The sequence below is a fragment of the candidate division WOR-3 bacterium genome, assembly GCA_039801365.1.
Classification (GTDB): Bacteria; Hydrothermota; Tepidihabitantia; order Tepidihabitantales; family Tepidihabitantaceae; genus JBDRUN01.
Genome location: JBDRUN010000062.1, coordinates 1 through 15,786, shown reverse-complemented (window position 1 = coordinate 15,786; position 15,786 = coordinate 1). Strand labels below are relative to the sequence as shown.

General features: G+C 58.7%; 10 protein-coding genes. 3 read left to right on the top strand and 7 right to left on the bottom strand.

What is annotated here, in order from left to right; translation table 11 throughout:
- Together ABIL25_08095 and ABIL25_08090 are read left to right on the top strand one after the other, a co-directional pair.
- Positions 1-1,855: DUF2723 domain-containing protein (locus tag ABIL25_08095; GenBank protein MEO0082236.1), on the top strand; the 1,855-nt coding region annotated here is incomplete at its 5' end.
- Positions 1,856-2,311: 456 nt separating this feature from the next.
- Positions 2,312-4,303, top strand: a complete 1,992-nt coding sequence (locus ABIL25_08090) for a nucleoside-diphosphate sugar epimerase/dehydratase (protein MEO0082235.1) — start codon at positions 2,312-2,314, stop codon at positions 4,301-4,303.
- 126 nt (positions 4,304-4,429) lie between these two features.
- Here the strand turns inward: ABIL25_08090 and ABIL25_08085 are convergent, their stop codons facing one another.
- From ABIL25_08085 to ABIL25_08070, 4 genes are all read right to left on the bottom strand, one after another.
- On the bottom strand, positions 4,430-5,137 hold the full coding sequence (locus ABIL25_08085; protein MEO0082234.1) for a small multi-drug export protein: 708 nt from the start codon (positions 5,135-5,137) through the stop codon (positions 4,430-4,432).
- 122 nt (positions 5,138-5,259) lie between these two features.
- On the bottom strand, positions 5,260-7,212 hold the full coding sequence (locus ABIL25_08080) for a vWA domain-containing protein (protein ID MEO0082233.1): 1,953 nt from the start codon (positions 7,210-7,212) through the stop codon (positions 5,260-5,262).
- Positions 7,213-7,348: 136 nt separating this feature from the next.
- Positions 7,349-8,455, bottom strand: coding sequence for an Ig-like domain-containing protein (locus ABIL25_08075; protein MEO0082232.1), 1,107 nt, complete (start codon positions 8,453-8,455; stop codon positions 7,349-7,351).
- 102 nt (positions 8,456-8,557) lie between these two features.
- Positions 8,558-9,439, bottom strand: a complete 882-nt coding sequence (locus ABIL25_08070; protein MEO0082231.1) for a DUF2520 domain-containing protein — start codon at positions 9,437-9,439, stop codon at positions 8,558-8,560.
- 476 nt (positions 9,440-9,915) lie between these two features.
- Between ABIL25_08070 and ABIL25_08065 the strand changes: the two genes are divergently transcribed.
- The gene (locus tag ABIL25_08065; protein MEO0082230.1) at positions 9,916-12,693 is read left to right on the top strand and encodes a T9SS type A sorting domain-containing protein; all 2,778 of its coding nucleotides are present in this window, start codon (positions 9,916-9,918) and stop codon (positions 12,691-12,693) included.
- Positions 12,694-12,812: 119 nt separating this feature from the next.
- Here the strand turns inward: ABIL25_08065 and ABIL25_08060 are convergent, their stop codons facing one another.
- The 3 genes from ABIL25_08060 to fbp form a co-directional block, all read right to left on the bottom strand.
- Complete coding sequence (locus ABIL25_08060; protein MEO0082229.1) at positions 12,813-13,331, bottom strand: DUF177 domain-containing protein; 519 nt, start codon at positions 13,329-13,331, stop codon at positions 12,813-12,815.
- 80 nt (positions 13,332-13,411) lie between these two features.
- A complete protein-coding gene (locus ABIL25_08055) occupies positions 13,412-14,413 on the bottom strand; it encodes a MoxR family ATPase (GenBank protein ID MEO0082228.1) in 1,002 nt (333 codons plus the stop codon).
- Between the two features lie 45 nt (positions 14,414-14,458).
- Positions 14,459-15,574 carry a fructose-1,6-bisphosphate aldolase/phosphatase gene (gene fbp, locus ABIL25_08050; protein ID MEO0082227.1) on the bottom strand — a complete coding sequence of 372 codons (1,116 nt, stop codon included), beginning with the start codon at positions 15,572-15,574 and terminating at the stop codon, positions 14,459-14,461.
- Positions 15,575-15,786: the final 212 nt, after the last annotated feature.

The following is a 15,786-nucleotide window of genomic DNA, read 5'->3' as shown; positions in this document are numbered from 1 at the left end:
TTTAACCGCTTGCCGAGACATCTTCTGGGCCGATACGACGGAGTTCATGCTTTGCGGCCGGTTCCTGTACCTTCCACACCCACCCGGGTATCCCCTCCTCACCCTGGTACTCCGAACAGTGTCACTCATTCCGGTTCTCACGATGCCCTTCAGGATGAATCTGGTCTCAAGTTTAGCCGCAGCCGGCTCGTGTCTGTTTGTGTTTCTCGCTGTCCGGCAACTGACCCGTGACCAGCTTGCCGGTCTATTCGCCGCGCTCGCCTGGGGTTTCTCGTTCGAGCTCTGGAGCCAGGCCACGGTCCTTGAGGCATACTCGTTCAATGTGTTGCTCATATCAGCTGCGCTGTACGCAGTACTCCCCTGGGCCGAGTGGGGTCAAGCCGGATCGCTTTTTGTGGCCGCATTCGTGTTCGGACTCGGACTCGCGAATCATCTCACCACTATGTTCTGGCTCCCGGGCCTGCTTATCATTGCGTGGGCACGGCGACCTCGGGACCTCGGGCTGCGCGGCCTGGCCGCATGTATGACCCTACTTGCTCTTGGTCCGCTGCTATACCTCACGCTGCCGTTGCTCGGCCGTAGTGGTACCCTCGCCAGTTGGGGCGGCATTACCGACCTAGAGACCCTATTTGAGTTCGTGTCCGGCCGGACTTACCAATACCGGCTTGGAGCCGGTGTTTCTGGCTACCTGGGCCGGCAACTGGCCGTCCTGCCGCAACTACTTGGCAAGCAGTTTCTCGCCCTGTGGGTGCTAATCATACCTGGGGTCGCGTTCTGTCTGAAAAAGAACCGCAGGCTTGGTGTGGCTATGCTCCTCAGCTTTGTCCTTGTGTCCGGTTTCGCTGCTGCCTACAACATACCGGACAAAGAAGGTTTTTTCCTGCCAGCGTATTTTGCTGCAGTAGTCGTGCTCGGCTGCGGCTTCGCACTCGTCCGTAGGAAGCACAGTGCTGCGGCGGTGGTGGGATTTCTTTTGCTGATTCTGCCTCTGGCGTTTTTCTATCGCCAGCATGACCGCAGCGAGTTGCACGGCCTGCGCGTTCTCAGCGAGTCCCTAAGGAACGAAGTGCCGGAAGGCTCGGTCTTGTTCACTGATGACTATAGCACGACCCGTGGAATGGAGTGGCTTGTCGCAGAGACCGGTAACGACCCGGTTCTCGTAGTGTGCGAGTATCTGCTCGTCTTCCCCTGGTACCTCCAGGCTGTCAACGCCCATGCGCCGGTTCCTGAACGTGCGTTCATGCTCGCTAGTAGGCTATGGCAGACAAGGGTGCGCGCTCTCGAGTTCGGTGACCTTGCTCGAAACACAACCCAGGAGGTCAAGCACCTGCTGATTCAGCAGTGGATTAGCGACCGGCCGTTGTTCTGGCTACCGGCTGACTTCCAGACCTGGGCCGAATCGTGGCGCGAGTTTCCACTTGAGCTCCACGGGTTGACCTACCGACTCCTGTCTCCTGGCACCAAGCCGAAGCCCGCAGACTCAATAAGACTCGTCTTTCCTGGGCCTGACCGGTATAACACCGACCGGTTCTTGGACGTTGAGACCCAAGACCTTTGCCGACGGTTTGCGGCTGCGGCGAACCGTCGCGGCATCCTGCGGTTCAGCACCGGCGACAGCAAGGGAGCTCTTTCCGACTTCAACCTAGCCCTTGCCTACTTTCCGGCCTATCCCAGCCCGGTCGAAAACAAGGGCATTGTCTATTTCTACTCCGACCAGGCGGACAGTGCCAAGTACTACCTGAGCGCGTACTTGGAAATTGCACCCGACAATCAGGAAGTTATCAAAGTCAGGTCATTCTTGAACCGACTCGAGCAGCAGACCGGCAAGAACTCATCGCCCGGGTCGCGGTTCTAATCATTTGCTTAATCAGCACTTACACAGCATAGTAAGAAGAGTGGGGCAACTGTCGCACTGGTTGGAAAAATTATCATTCCCTATAACACATGGAAGCTCCAGTGCGTTATGGATACCGAGCCTTGCAGTTCAGCAGGCACAGAATCTGCAGCCTCACATTCACACAAAGTAGTTCAGGTCGCGTCGGAGGGAGTTAACAGACACTATCAGCCATTATGCAGCTTCATCTGCCAATCAGGGCGCTCACGAGGAATCCTCAATGTCGGAGTCACTAGGACCGCAAGCCTGGAAACCATCAGGCTACGGTTCCGGTGACGGGTTCCGGATGCCGGACACCCAGGGCCGAGCGCCGGGAGTCGTACGGCGACAAGGGATTCCTTACTTTCCACGCTGGCAGTGCGGCTTCCGACGGCCGAATTGTCCGGCACTCTGTACGTTTGATGACTGCGTTATGACATGAACGGAACCAGGGCACAAGATACGGCAGTCAGCATTCCTGAACTCAGGCCCTCGGCCCCGCTGATCGAAAGCCTGAGACAGGGACTGGACAGCGTGCAAAAGGCTGTTGGCCGGTTCATGCGGGTAACGGGCCGACAGCGCGATACCTTCTTCCTGCTTGGAGACTGGCTGACTACTACCCTCGCCTCCCTGCTCCTTTTCAGGATGCTCGTTCCACCTCCGACCTTCTCCCTCATCTCAGCCTCGCTCCTCGGAGGACTCGCTGCATCGCTCGTCATCCTGACCAACATCGCTTTGCGCAACTACCGGCTCGCATGGGTTACATTCTCGCTTGCCGACTTGCGCCGGCTATTCGCAGCGGTCGTACTTGTAACCCTGGTTCTCGTTCTTGTCAATGGCGCTGGAGTCCTTGCTCGGTTTCCGATGCCCAACCCGATTGTCTGGGGGATGACCATTTTCCTCGCGCTGGCGACTTTTCGCGGTAGCAAGCGTCTGCTGGTCGAGCCCCTATTCTGTGATGCTGGCGGTAAGCGCACCCTGCTCGTCATGTCCTCCCGGCACGCCTATTTCCTACCCAACATGCTACGTCGGCTCGGCGACTTCCGCCACACAATTGTCGGCATCGTTGACCCGGACCCGAACCAAGTCGGCAATTATGAACAAGGCATCGAAGTAGTCGGCACAACGGATGATATCGAAGCGATAGTCGAGAAATACCGCGTCGAGTCAGTTATCGTCATGCTTGAGACCAACCCACGTTTCAGTCTTGGCGACTTCTATGCGCGGCTGAATCGGATCGGCACACTCGAGGTCAAGACAATGCCTTCGCTTCTGGACATACTTGAAGACCGGTCCGACCTGGCCGCGCTTGAGAAACTCTGTATCCACGAACTCACCGGCCAGCCGCCGGCGTCAATAGACCTTGCGGCGGTCCACCAGCAGTTCACCGGCCGCCGCATCATGGTGACGGGCGCGGGGGGGTCCATCGGCTCAGAGCTTTGCCGTCAGCTCGCTAAGCTGAACCCGTCCTGTCTGATTCTCTTGGAGCGAGACGACTCGAACCTGTTCTACGTTGAGCGCGAGCTACGCTCCTGCAATCCCCGGCTTGATGTCGTGCCCTACCTCGGCGACATCACGCGAGCCCGTGACCTTGAGCAGGCATTTGGCCTGTACCGGCCAGAGGTAATATTTCACGCCGCCGCCTACAAACACGTACCCATCCTGGAGTTTCATCCCGATGACGCGGTCCGGGTGAATGTACTCGGCACCCATCTCCTCGCCAACATGGCGGTGCGCTACGGCACCGAATGCCTGGTCTATATCTCAACGGACAAGGCGGTCAACCCGACAAGCACGATGGGTGCGACCAAACGCCTGGGCGAAATGCTGGTCACATCCATGAACGGACTGGCTGACATGCGTGCCATCGCAGTTCGGTTCGGCAACGTCCTCGACTCCCGGGGCAGCGTCTCGACACTGTTCCGCGAGGCAATTGCCAAACGCCGGCCGATAACCGTGACGCACAAGGATATGAGGCGCTACTTCATGCTCACAAGCGAAGCGGTGATGCTTGTTCTCCAGGCTGCGGCCCTGGGCGAAGGTGGCGAGGTTTTTGTCCTGGACATGGGGCAACCGGTACGAATCTGGGACTTGGCACACCGCATGGTTGAACTCGCCGGCCTGACTCCGAACTCCGACCTGCCGGTACTGGTTTCAGCCCCGCGACCGGGCGAGAAGCTGTTCGAAGAACTCCTTACTGCTGAAGAAGGAACCGTAGCCACCCAGAACGAACGTATCCGCGTGGCACGAATTTCCCGCAACTACTGCTACCCCGACCTTCTGGAAGGCATTCGCGACCTTGAACGCCGTCTGGATCAAGATAACCCGGCATCAATCAAGCAGGCTTTATCCCAGCTTGTCCCGAATTACCGGCCAGACCCCTGCTTCGCACTTCGACCTTCCTGCAATCTCGCTGTGGCACAGGCCTGACTACCGAGCGTCCGACACGCGGAACTCGGAGCAACCCCAGGAGCCAGACTGCACCAAACGCAGTCGTCAACTGGTGTTTCTGGGACAAAGCTTCTGTGTCCCGGCACAATGCGCCGGCAACCTGGCTCAGCCGGTCTTTCCTACTCGCCGTGCCCGCCGCCGGAGTCCTGAGACAACTGCATTGGCCGCAACCGCGGTAAGCGCTACTCCGGCGATTACTGCACCCCAGATTCCTAGCAGCGACAAAGAAGTAACAACCGCCGCCGCCATGAGCACACCCAGCAATATCGAGAGCAGCGCCCGCCAGTAGGGAACACCCATAATAACTGCTGCCACCGCACCGGTCCACGCACCGGTCATCGGCAGCGGTATACCAACGAAGACGGCAAGCCCCCAGAACTCATATCGCTCCACAAGTCTGCTCTTGCGCCTGGTCCGGGCAAACAGCCATTCAAAGAACCGGGCGAATGCCTGTATTCTACTGAGCCACGCAGCCAGCCGCTCCAGCAGGAAAAGCACCAGCAGAATCGGCAGCATATTGCCGAGCACTGCGAATAGCACTGCCCGGTACCAAGGCAGTCCGAGCAGATTGATACCCACCGGCACGGCACCCCGCAGTTCGACAATCGGCACCGTCGCAATCGCCATCACAACGAGCTCGGGTGCTACTCCGCGTTCCTTGAGACGCAGTGCAAGTCGCGCTCCTAAACCGGGCCGCAGCGCTGGCCCGGTACCCGATGACACGAGCGCACTAACCGAAGCGAAGCCTGTCTCTGACGACGTCGCGGACGCGAACGCAATAAGCACAAGCGTAGGCAGGGCGAAGAATCTCAAGTGCGAGAACCACCGGCCCGCCGCTCTACGCCCGGTGTCCGACCTCTGGTCTCGAAGGCTACCCTGAGAGCTTTGACTCGCAGCTCGCATTCTTGGATCAGTTTCCGGCGCAGGCCAAGCGGTCACAGCAGACCCTTTCTTCTGCGCAGCACCAGCTCGACTCCAATAAGTAGCGCAACCAGGACATAGGCCCACGGGCTTCGTCGCGGCTCGAATCCCAGCCTGCGCCTGATCACAGCCAAGGTCGGCTCAAACCCTTCCTGTGGCAGGCTGTCCCAACGGAAGAAACTGGCTCCGCTTGCCTGTGCGATTGCGGCCAAGAGCTCCCGGTTCAGCCCAGTGTTGGCAAGCTCGATTTCGCGCTCCGAAACGACAAATTCGGCCGTCACCTTCTCCAATATCGAGTCACCCATCATTACTGTCGCTTCTGCACGGTGCACTCCGACGCCGACCGCACCGAGCTCGACCTCGTACACGCCGCTCCCCTTTTCGACCATCGGTACCGACGGACTCGAGTCAACTGCAACCAATGCATCAAGCCCGCTCCATGCCTCGCCACCCGGCGCACGCGCCGAAAGCATGAGCCGAACCCGCTCTCCAAAATGGAATGTGGGCTTGTCTGCCACAAGCCTGAACCGTTCCCGGTCCTGCTCGGCAAGATAGCGAATCACACCGGCCAGGAACAGCTGGAGTGAATTCTGACCCGACTTCCTTTCCGGTCCGAAACCCCAGCGCCATAGCGGATAGCCGGCAACGTACACAGCCCTACCACCGCCGACATCGTATGCCAGGATGACGGGTCTTGACTGCTGCCCAGCTACAAGCCATACCTCGGTTCCGGCAAGACCTTCCGGCTCAAACAGCTTGACGAATGGCGGAACTTCGTCAAACCGAATCTCAGCAAGCCACGAGAACAACCTGCCGGTACTGGTAAGGGCTGGTACGTAGTCTCCGGCTCTTGAAGTGACGCCGGACTTGCTTGGCAGAAGCTCGGCCAGAACCTTGCCAGGCTTGAAGTCTGGCCCGCCGATTAGAAGCACGCCCGCACCTTGCCTGACCTGCCGGACGACGCCCTCTAGGTAGTCACCCTGCTCACTGATGCCGTCCAGCAGGAATACGTCAACCCCAGCTTCGACATCGGTCACGCTCCACCTGCTACCCCCCACGGTCTGCACGACCTCAGACAATTCAATCCACTCAAGCTGCCTGAGTGCCCCGAGTAGGAATCTAGTCCCGAATCCCGGCCGGTTGGTAACGTATGCCACCTTCACCCGACTGGACTTTACCTCGACCGGCACCAGCCTCTCGTTATCCAGATAGTCACTCTCACCAGGGAGACTGTCAACCGACACCCTGATGAGTTGCCGGCCCGGGCTGGCAAACACTGTTCGGAATGAGAACTCCTGCTCCGCGGCCTCGTTGTGCAGCCGCACTCGCTGCGTCTGATGGCCAAGCCTGATGGAAACTTCCTCATCAATCCCTTCATATCGCAGACGGGCAAACACAGTGACCGTATCGCCGACATATACCTCGAGTGGTAACGTGACACTGACTACTTCGATATTCCGGGTGCCAGCCCGACCACACCCAACGGTGTATACCGGTATCCCCGCGTCCCTTGCGACCTGTACCGGATCCAGGTCGCCGTTATCCTGACCGTCGCTTACCAGTACCACCGCACCAGGTCTGGTTCGCGTGACTATCCTCAGTGCACGACCCATCTTGGTACGCCGGTCGTCCGCTGTCGCTGACTCAATGCCCGACATGCGACGCGCGCTGTCACCGAAGGTCCAAACCTCCACTTGTCTATCAGCAGCGACAGGGAATCGCTGGATTACCGACGATGCCACCGTGTCAGCACCAACCGCGCTCATGCTACGTGAACGGTCAATAAGCATCACAACTCGCCGTGGCTTCGTTGTCCACTGAATCGAAGGTGCCCAGTCAGCAAGTATCGCCACTAGCAGCACCACCGCTGCAAACCGAAGCAGAACAAGCCAGCCGGCCTCCTGCAGATTTCGGAAGTACACGACGGCGGTCAGCAACAGCAAGATGACACCAGCAACGATTGCCATCTAGCAAAAGCAGCCGGACGAACAGCCAGGAACAGAAGCAGACTCTGCTCTCGTCACGTTCTGCCCTCGGTTCACTGCTTCCTCAACAACACCCTGCCCTCGAGAATTCTCTTCCCCGCTGGTCTCCAGGAATCAGTCATTCCTCTCGGTACTCCTTGACCGGCCTCGGTAGCATCTCAGGCTCAAAATCAAGCTGAAGGCTTTCTTCCCGTGTGTCAAATACCACTGGCCGGCTCGCAAGGTCAGCGAGCTGGTCGGCATTCGTATCTGCAACTGCCCGTACCGTGTACGCACCGGCTCTAACCATCGTGGCAAACGACCCGTCTGGCAAGATCGGGGCGAGTCCCGGGCTTTCTACGGAGTTGAAGAAGACCACCCCGGTTCCGACTGCGCCATGTTTCCACCTGGCCTGCCCCCGCACCGAAACGGCGCTGAGCACCGAGTCCGGCGTGAAGTAGGTGAAAGCCGGGCTTCGGGTCTGATTACCTTCAAGGTCCGGCATCCCGGGCATGAGCATGAAATATGCAATGCCGACGCTTCGGGGCTGCACCGAGTCCGCTTCTGCCCGCTCGACCGCTCGAACGCCCGGCTCTTTGAAACCCGTATCTTGCAGCACGAACGTCTGCCAGTCCGTTGCCCAGCTCGGCCGATATGCGCTGTCCAAGTTTGCCGGCACGAAGAAGCAAACCGGTGTAGTCGTCGTATCTACCGGCTCGCTGAACTGGACCCGCACTGCCGGATGCCGAAGACCGGCGCTGCCTGGCTCCGGCGCTATCCCGGTAACCCTGGGCGCAACCGTATCCGGTCTGTTCGACCCCCGAAAACGGGCAGTGAATCTGCCGGCGTTGCCTGCAGCGTCTATTACCGTGCCGCGTACCTGGTACAGTACCGGCTCCTGCACCGCGGTCCACAACTCCACCGAATTTGACCTGCGGCCGCCGGCCGCGCCGCGTACCGCAAGGGGTTGACCGGAGGATCCGGTCACTACAAAACTGTCGGCCAAGAGTCTGGCAGGATCAACCTCTTCGTTGAAAACAAGCTCCAGCCGTACCCGGTTCCGAGTTCTTATCAACTCCAGGCGGGGCGGGAACCGGTCCGGACTCGGCGGCAGCATCTTCTTAGCGCAGAAAGCAAAGAAGGCCAGGAACAGAATGACAAGGACAAGCCAGAAACGCTGGCATGAGACAACAGTGACGAAACCCCAAAGGCCAGTAACGCCATCTCCTGCCTCGCATTTTCCCACTGCTCTGTCCTTTGCGCACTGACGCTTGTAGCTCCTACTGTGGGTTCTCATCTGGGCCTATCTGTGTTCTTCCGGCTCATTGGCGAAGACTCGGCGTTCCCATTAGTCCCTGAGCAGACTCCTCAGCTCCGCTACCGCGGCAGCATCCAGTCCCTGCCGCTTCGCCATATCCACCAGTCGCAATGAGCAGGCCCGGTACAACGGTACAAGTTCGGGTACACGCGTTGACAGTGCCTCCAGATGCCGAGCGACTGTCCTCGTGTCTCCTCGCTGTACCGGTCCAGTGAGACTGGCCAGCGTGCCATACTCAACTGCGTTCTCAAGTACCGACCTCATCAAGGGTGCAAGCATCCTACCGGCCCGGTGCGGACTGATTCCGAGCCGTGCGGCGATGGCCTCAGCCGCATCCATGAGTACGCTCTCGAAATTGGAAGCAAACACGCACATCGTATGATACAGAGGGCGGTCCGGCCCGGTGACTTCCACCCAACTGCCCTTCAGGCGGCGAACCAAGTTCCGGCCAAGTGCCAACCCTTTCCGACTGCCCTCCAGTGCAAAGAAACAGCCAGTCAAAGTCCTTATTGCCTCGGCATGACTGGGGAAGCTCTGCACTGGATGCAGGGCAAGTACCTCCACCCCTTGCTCGCTTGCATCTCGGAATGCATCAATACCGAGCACTCCAGAACAGTGCACAACTATCGTACCGCGCCTCAGGTATCTCCGGATTGCCGAGAACACCGGCTCGATGGCACGGTCTGGTACTGTTATGAACAGAATGTCGCTTGCCATCGCCAGAACACTCGGTCTCCAGCGCCGATAAGGTTCCTTCAGGAGTCCGTACACCACCCAGGCCTGTTTCGGCTTCTTATCGGTAATGCCGACAATCCGGTATCCTAGACGGCGACAATGCCACGCAAGTGCGCTGCCGACTCGGCCTGCACCGATGATACCAACGCGTCTGACTGGTCGCTTTCTCTGCTTCATCGCAGGCCAAGATACCGGGCTCGCAATGCATGTCAAGAATCAGCGACTAAACCCGAACCGCTGATGAACGCAGATGTGAAACAGGACGGAAAGAACAACACGAAAAACACCAAGGAGCTAGGCGATAGCTCTTGCACCAACCCGGTCACTTCATGCGGGATTCGTCGTTGCGCTTAGAAAGGCAAAGACCAGCGGTCTGCCTGGCGTTCCATTTTGGCGGCTTTGGCGTTCTTCCATATCGGTCTCTTGGGTCACACGCCAAGCTTGACAACGGAATCATTCGCGGTATAAACGATTAGGTTCAAGCAGAGAGGAACCACATCCATAGCATTTATGCCGGTTTCTGCAGTCGCTGTCGGCGCCTCGTGCGTGGCGCCGACGCCCTGAGACTCATCAGGCCATACCGGCCTTCCGGGCCTGCTGGGATTGAGACGCATCAGAGCAGGAAGGCCAAGGAACTAACCAAAGGAGGTCCGATGCACAGACTGATTGCAGTGCTGCTGGTGCTGACCGTAGGGGTCGGTATCGCAGTGTCTGCCCCGAAAGTGGTTAGTGTAAGCGCTGCCCTGAGCGCAGCCCACACACTCACACCAACCCCGTTGCCAGCCGACGCACTCAAGAGTCCCCTGTCTCCACCCACGGACGAATGGCTTTACTATGACAGCGGCACCCCGGCATACTACTACCCAATCGGAAGCGATTTCTGGACCGGAGTCGGGTTCGACCCCGGAGTCCAAGTAACGCTTGATGAAGTGTGGGCCGGTGTCTACAACTACACCGACGTAAATATGTACCTCAAGTTCTCGGTGTATGATGATAACGGAGGGGAACCGGGCACCGAGGTTTGGTCCTCGTTGGACTGGATTGAGGTCGAACCCGGAGCCTGGGCAGTGACTGAACCGACCGACGGAATCATCTGTACTGGCAAGTTCTACATCTTCATCAAGGGACAGGGCCCATGGCCAGAGCTTGGCCAGCTCCTGGACGATGACGGTTGCCAAGCCCCGGCTGGTACACAGTGGGCGTACGAGGAAGGCGTAGGGTTCTTCGAGGTCGAATGGAACCCTTACCCGTGCGACATCATGATCAGGGCTAACGTTACCCTGTACGACAACGACCTCGGCGTAACCGCCATCGAGCGGCCGGTTTACTTCGGCGAGATGCCGATGACGTTCAAGCCCAAGGCCGAAATCAAGAACTTCGGCAACCTTGCGCAGAACAACTTCGACGTTCAGTGCCAGATTGTCACCGCAACCGACGCCGAGGTCTACAACCAGACTGTCAAAGTCACGACCGAACTCCCGGGCGGAGAGGTCCGGTCGGTAGAGTTCCCGGATTGGGTCAACCCGCCGGTCGGGAACTACACGGTAACGTTCACCACACTGCTAGATGGTGACCAGAACCCAGTGAACGACGCGAAGAGCAACGACTTCCCGGTCGCGGACGAACTCGAGGCCCGCTGGGACGACATCGCCGACCCGGCCAACCCGGCCAACGCCTGGGCCTTCTACAACGGCGGCAATGGCTTCCTGAACGCATTCCCGGACTACTGGGGCAAGGTCGCAATCCTGAAGACCAAGGTCGCATTGTACCCGAACACTTGGCCCGACCCTGGCGACAACAAGTACCGCGTAGCCATACAGGATGACGACGGCGCGGATGGCGGGCCGGGCACGGTACTGCACGCTTCCGGTGTGCTGACTGGGACCCGCGGAGCATGGCACGAGTATACTCTGCCGGAACCGATTGTCGTCAACGGAGGGAGGTTCTACGTCAAGTACACCCAGGTCGGCGACTATCCGAACTGCGCCGGCTTGTCCTGTGACGACACGCGCGACGGCCCAAGTTGGTCTCAGTGGTACGAATCTCCGCCCGGCACGTACGAACTGAGTGACATCGAGGACTTCGGCATCAGGTGTGTGATTAGCCGGGTCCCAAGCTACAGTGCCGGCTGGAAGGAAGTCAAGCCAATGCCTGCCAAACCATCCGACAAGGACGCAAAAGATGGCGCGTGGCTCACGGCACTCAAAGGTAATACGGATGCCGGCCCGGTGTTCTACGTTGCCAAGGGCAACAAGACAAGCGACTTCTATATGTATGTCCCGTCCGGCGACTCCGGTACCTGGTATGACAAGGAGGAGATACCGGGCGACGAGGGCGGACGGATAAAGCTGCCCTCCAAGGGCTGTGTCGGCGTATCGGACGGCGACCGGTACATCTACATGACTAAGGGCAACAACACCCTCGGGTTCTGGCGGTATGACGCCACCTTGAACAAGTGGGAAGCCATGTCTGAGGTACTGCCCGGCGACCAGAACAAAAAGGTGAAGGGCGGCACCGACCTCGCCTACGTGGATAACGGTGACTCGGACTACGTGTACCTGCTCAAGGGGTACAAGACCGAGTTCTACCGATACAGCGTGGCCGAGAACAAGTGGTACACGCTCGACAACGCACCGGACGTCAGTGGCTCGGGCAAGTACGACAAGGGGTCATTCCTTGTGTACGACGGCGCCAACTACATCTACGCCCATCAGGCGAAGTACTACGACAAGACTAACACGGCTGACCCGCACCACTACATGTTCCGCTACGACATCAAGGGCGACTCCTGGTCCAAGACCCCCAAGCGCGGCATGCCGGTACTGTGCCTGGAAGGCGGACGGGAGAACAAGAAGAAAAAGTCCGGCGACGGCGCTGCGGGCGTGTGGTACGCAGGCAACATCTACGCGCTCAAGGGCGGGAACACCCAGGGCTTCTACAAGTACTCTCCTGCCGATGACAACTGGGTCCAGCTCGAGACTGTTCCGGGTAATGGCACGTCTCCGAAGAAGAAGCGTGTGAAGTCCGGCGGCGACATTGCCGCGGACGGCTATGGTGCGTTCTTCGCACTCAAAGGCAACAAGTCACGCGAGCTCTGGCGGTACGCGCTTGCCTCGAGCTTCGGTGAAGCGCCGTACGAGAGCCAGGGAGCAGTGGCCGGACTGGTGAATGCTGAGCGACTATCCCTGACCCTGGTACCGAACCCGGTTGCCAGCGGCTTTGCGCTCGTGCACTTCAGCCTGCCGGCAACCCTGCCGGCTACTCTCACGGTGTTCGACGTGGCGGGCCGTTCGGTACTGCGTCAGTCCACGATTGGCAGCCGTCAGACCACGATGATCCTAGACCTACGCGGTCTAGCCGCTGGCGTCTATCTCGTGCGACTGGATGCGGACAAGTACTTGGCAACGCAGAAACTCCTGGTCGAGCACTAGTAGGCATACTTCAGTCTAAGCGGGGGCGGCCTTCGCCCCCGCTTACCCTTGGTGAAAATGTCACTCGCTCGAGAACCGCAACGCCCCAGATGGTCGAACTGAGCCGCGGAACGACGCGGCTACTCGGATTCCAGGAGTTTGCAGGCGCAACGGGCTTCGTTCAGATCTGCACCGCAGACCGGGCATAGCCCCCTGCAATCCGGCCGACACCTAGGCGCGATGGGAATCGCAAGATGAATCGCGTCGCGTACAACACCGATGAGATTCAGCAAGTTACCGTGAACCATTTCTTGGCCGAGCTCCTCCCAATCCAACTCTCTCTCTCCGACCGCCGTTTCCTCTTCATTCACATACTCCGTTACCAATTCCTCCGAAAACCTCTCTTGGAACCGCTGGCCGCACAGTGCGCAGGAAAGTCTGACCTCAAAAATCGCGCGGCCGTTGACGAGCAGTTTCTGGCCTGTCCGCACGATTGCAAGGTCAACATGCACCGGCCCTAGCAGTTCCTCGAACGACGGATTCTCCGCGACTTCTCGACTTGTCCCGCCAAGCTCTTCTATATCCAAGTCGAACTTGAGCCGGTTCTCACCCTGTCTCAGTCCGGGAATCGAAATCAGCCAGGGCCTGAACTTTCTCATCGCAACCTCCAATCTCCGAATGACCGTACTGCTAACCTAGGTTACGTAGTTGCGACCCGGCAGTCGGTCAACGGAACAACTCACTGCTCAGCTAACAGCCTCTCGATGATGTCGGCGGCTTTCACACCCTCTGCTTCAGCCGAGAAATTGGCGACAATCCGGTGCCGAAGCACTGGCTGGGCGACTGCGCGCACATCATCCCGGGTCGGTGTGTACCGCCCGGATAACAGCGCTCGAGTCTTGGCGCCGAGAATCATGTACTGCGAAGCGCGCGGGCCCGCACCCCAGCTTACCCATTCGCGGACAAACCCGGGACTACCCTGAAACCCTGGCCTCGTACTCGAGGCAAGCCGGACCGCGTAGTCAATCACGTCATCCGCGACCGGCACCCGCCTCACCAATGCTTGGAGGTCGACTATCTCCTTGGCAGTGAGCACCCTTGTCAAGTCGGGCATATACGCAGAGGTTGTGCTCTTGACAATCTCTCGCTCCTCTGCCAAGTTCGGATAGTCCACGTAAATCGAGAACATGAATCGGTCCAGTTGTGCCTCGGGTAACGGATACGTGCCTTCGAGTTCAATCGGATTCTGGGTTGCCAGCACAAAGAACGGTGAAGGCAGCTCATACGTCGAGCCAGCGACCGTGACCTTGTACTCCTGCATCGCCTGAAGCAGCGCAGCTTGGGTCTTGGGTGGAGTGCGGTTGATTTCGTCGGCCAGGACTACGTTGGCAAAGACTGGGCCAGGAACGAAACGGAAAGAGCGCCTGCCGGTTGTCTGGTCTTCCTCGATAATCTCGGTACCGGTGATATCCGATGGCATCAGGTCAGGAGTGAACTGCACTCGCCTGAATGTAAGGTCAAGGACCCGCGCAAGCGTATTGACAAGCAAGGTCTTGGCCAGCCCAGGCACGCCGATCAAGAGCCCGTGCCCGTGAGCCAAGAGACAGATGAGCACCTGCTCGACGACAGCCTTCTGGCCGACAATGACTTTCTCAACCTCGGACTCGATCCGCTTCCTTGCCTCGTCGAGCCGGGCCGCGGCCTCAACGTCACCGAACGCCTGACGCTCTGCGTATGTCATCTGCCTGTTTCTCCGTATCTGTAGTCGGCTTCGATTCCGCTACTACTACCTCTTCTTCTTACCCACGAGTCTAGCCAGCACCTCAGGGAGGGTGGTGTATTCCATGTCCCTCAGGCCCAGCCGGTGCGGCTCGAATGGCCCGTGCCGACGCATGTAGTCTGCGGCCCGATTCGCTTCTTCGCGCGCCCGGTCAAACGACGGGTCATCGAACATGTCTCGCGGCCCGACGAGCCTGCCATTGTTCACCTGGAATCCAAGCGCAATCACCCGAGGCGGCCCATCAAAACGCGACGGGGTCGCCTTGCATTGCGCCACCGGCATCAATGGCCCATAATGCGACCCACGCATCCAGCCCGAAACAAGGTGCGGGAAAGCGAACGGTTCCAGCACCTCGCCGACCGCAGGCAGACCGGACTGGGCCCGCACAATCATCACCGGGTCATCCTTGCCAACGTACTTGCCCGCGATGAACGCAAGCTTCTGGGTCGAACTGGTCGCGGCAATCTCACCAGACTTCTTGTAGACATTCTTGATGACGTAGTTCTCAGGCGAACCGATAAGCACAAGCAGGTCGTACATCTGCTCAGGGCAAGAAAGGACCATGTCGTGGTCTGAGTGCAGGTCGTGAACCTCGAACTTGAAACCGTCGTGCATCGAAGGGTCAATCACCAGCCCGATGGTACTAAATGGGTCTGCAAACATCCGAAACAACGGTAGGTTCCATGCGCCGGGTGCACACTTATCCCCGCAGAACACAATGATCGGTTCAGACTTGCGCTCCTCAAACGTCATCTCGGCCACCCCCGGCCCCATGCCCTTTACGTTCCCAGAAAAGGCATCCTTGAGTATGTCCTGACCCGCGCCATACAACTTCAACTCTCTTGCCAGTCGCGTACACTCCGTGAACACATCCCAGGCAAGTTTGTGAATCTCGCGGCTGTCGTTCCCCCGGTGATGGGTCATCACCAAATCCAAGTCGTCGCCCACGCTAGTGACGTGGAAGTCAGCGATTACGCCATCGTAGCGGCCCTGAACGAGCAATTCCTGTGCTCGTTTGACAATTTCCGGATGACTCGCAGAATGTCCGACGTATCCGCCAATATCTGCTTTGATGACCGAAACGGTAGTCTGCTGGCCGACGGAAATCTTTCTTCTAGCCAAAGGTCCTCCTCATAGATTCAGCGTTTTCAGAGAACACAAGGATAGACTAAGAATAGACCTCGGTCAAGAAGGTTTCTGCGCAATCGGGGCCGGCCAAGGCACATCGTGACCCCCTGCCTGACGCTTGCGCGTTTCATATGATACCCGTAGCGCCAGCAACTCGTCAAGGTCGAGCGCAGGCAACAGGAGAACACCCTGGTCTACCTGCGGCG

Bases quoted from the DNA above. Each gene is read 5' to 3' on its own strand.
- ABIL25_08090 (MEO0082235.1), top strand. From the start codon at position 2,312: ATGAACGGAACCAGGGCACAAGATACGGCAGTCAGCATTCCTGAACTC.
- ABIL25_08080 (MEO0082233.1), bottom strand. From the start codon at position 7,212: ATGGCAATCGTTGCTGGTGTCATCTTGCTGTTGCTGACCGCCGTCGTG.
- ABIL25_08070 (MEO0082231.1), bottom strand. From the start codon at position 9,439: ATGAAGCAGAGAAAGCGACCAGTCAGACGCGTTGGTATCATCGGTGCA.
- ABIL25_08055 (MEO0082228.1), bottom strand. From the start codon at position 14,413: ATGACATACGCAGAGCGTCAGGCGTTCGGTGACGTTGAGGCCGCGGCC.
- ABIL25_08065 (MEO0082230.1), top strand. From the start codon at position 9,916: ATGCACAGACTGATTGCAGTGCTGCTGGTGCTGACCGTAGGGGTCGGT.
- ABIL25_08060 (MEO0082229.1), bottom strand. From the start codon at position 13,331: ATGAGAAAGTTCAGGCCCTGGCTGATTTCGATTCCCGGACTGAGACAG.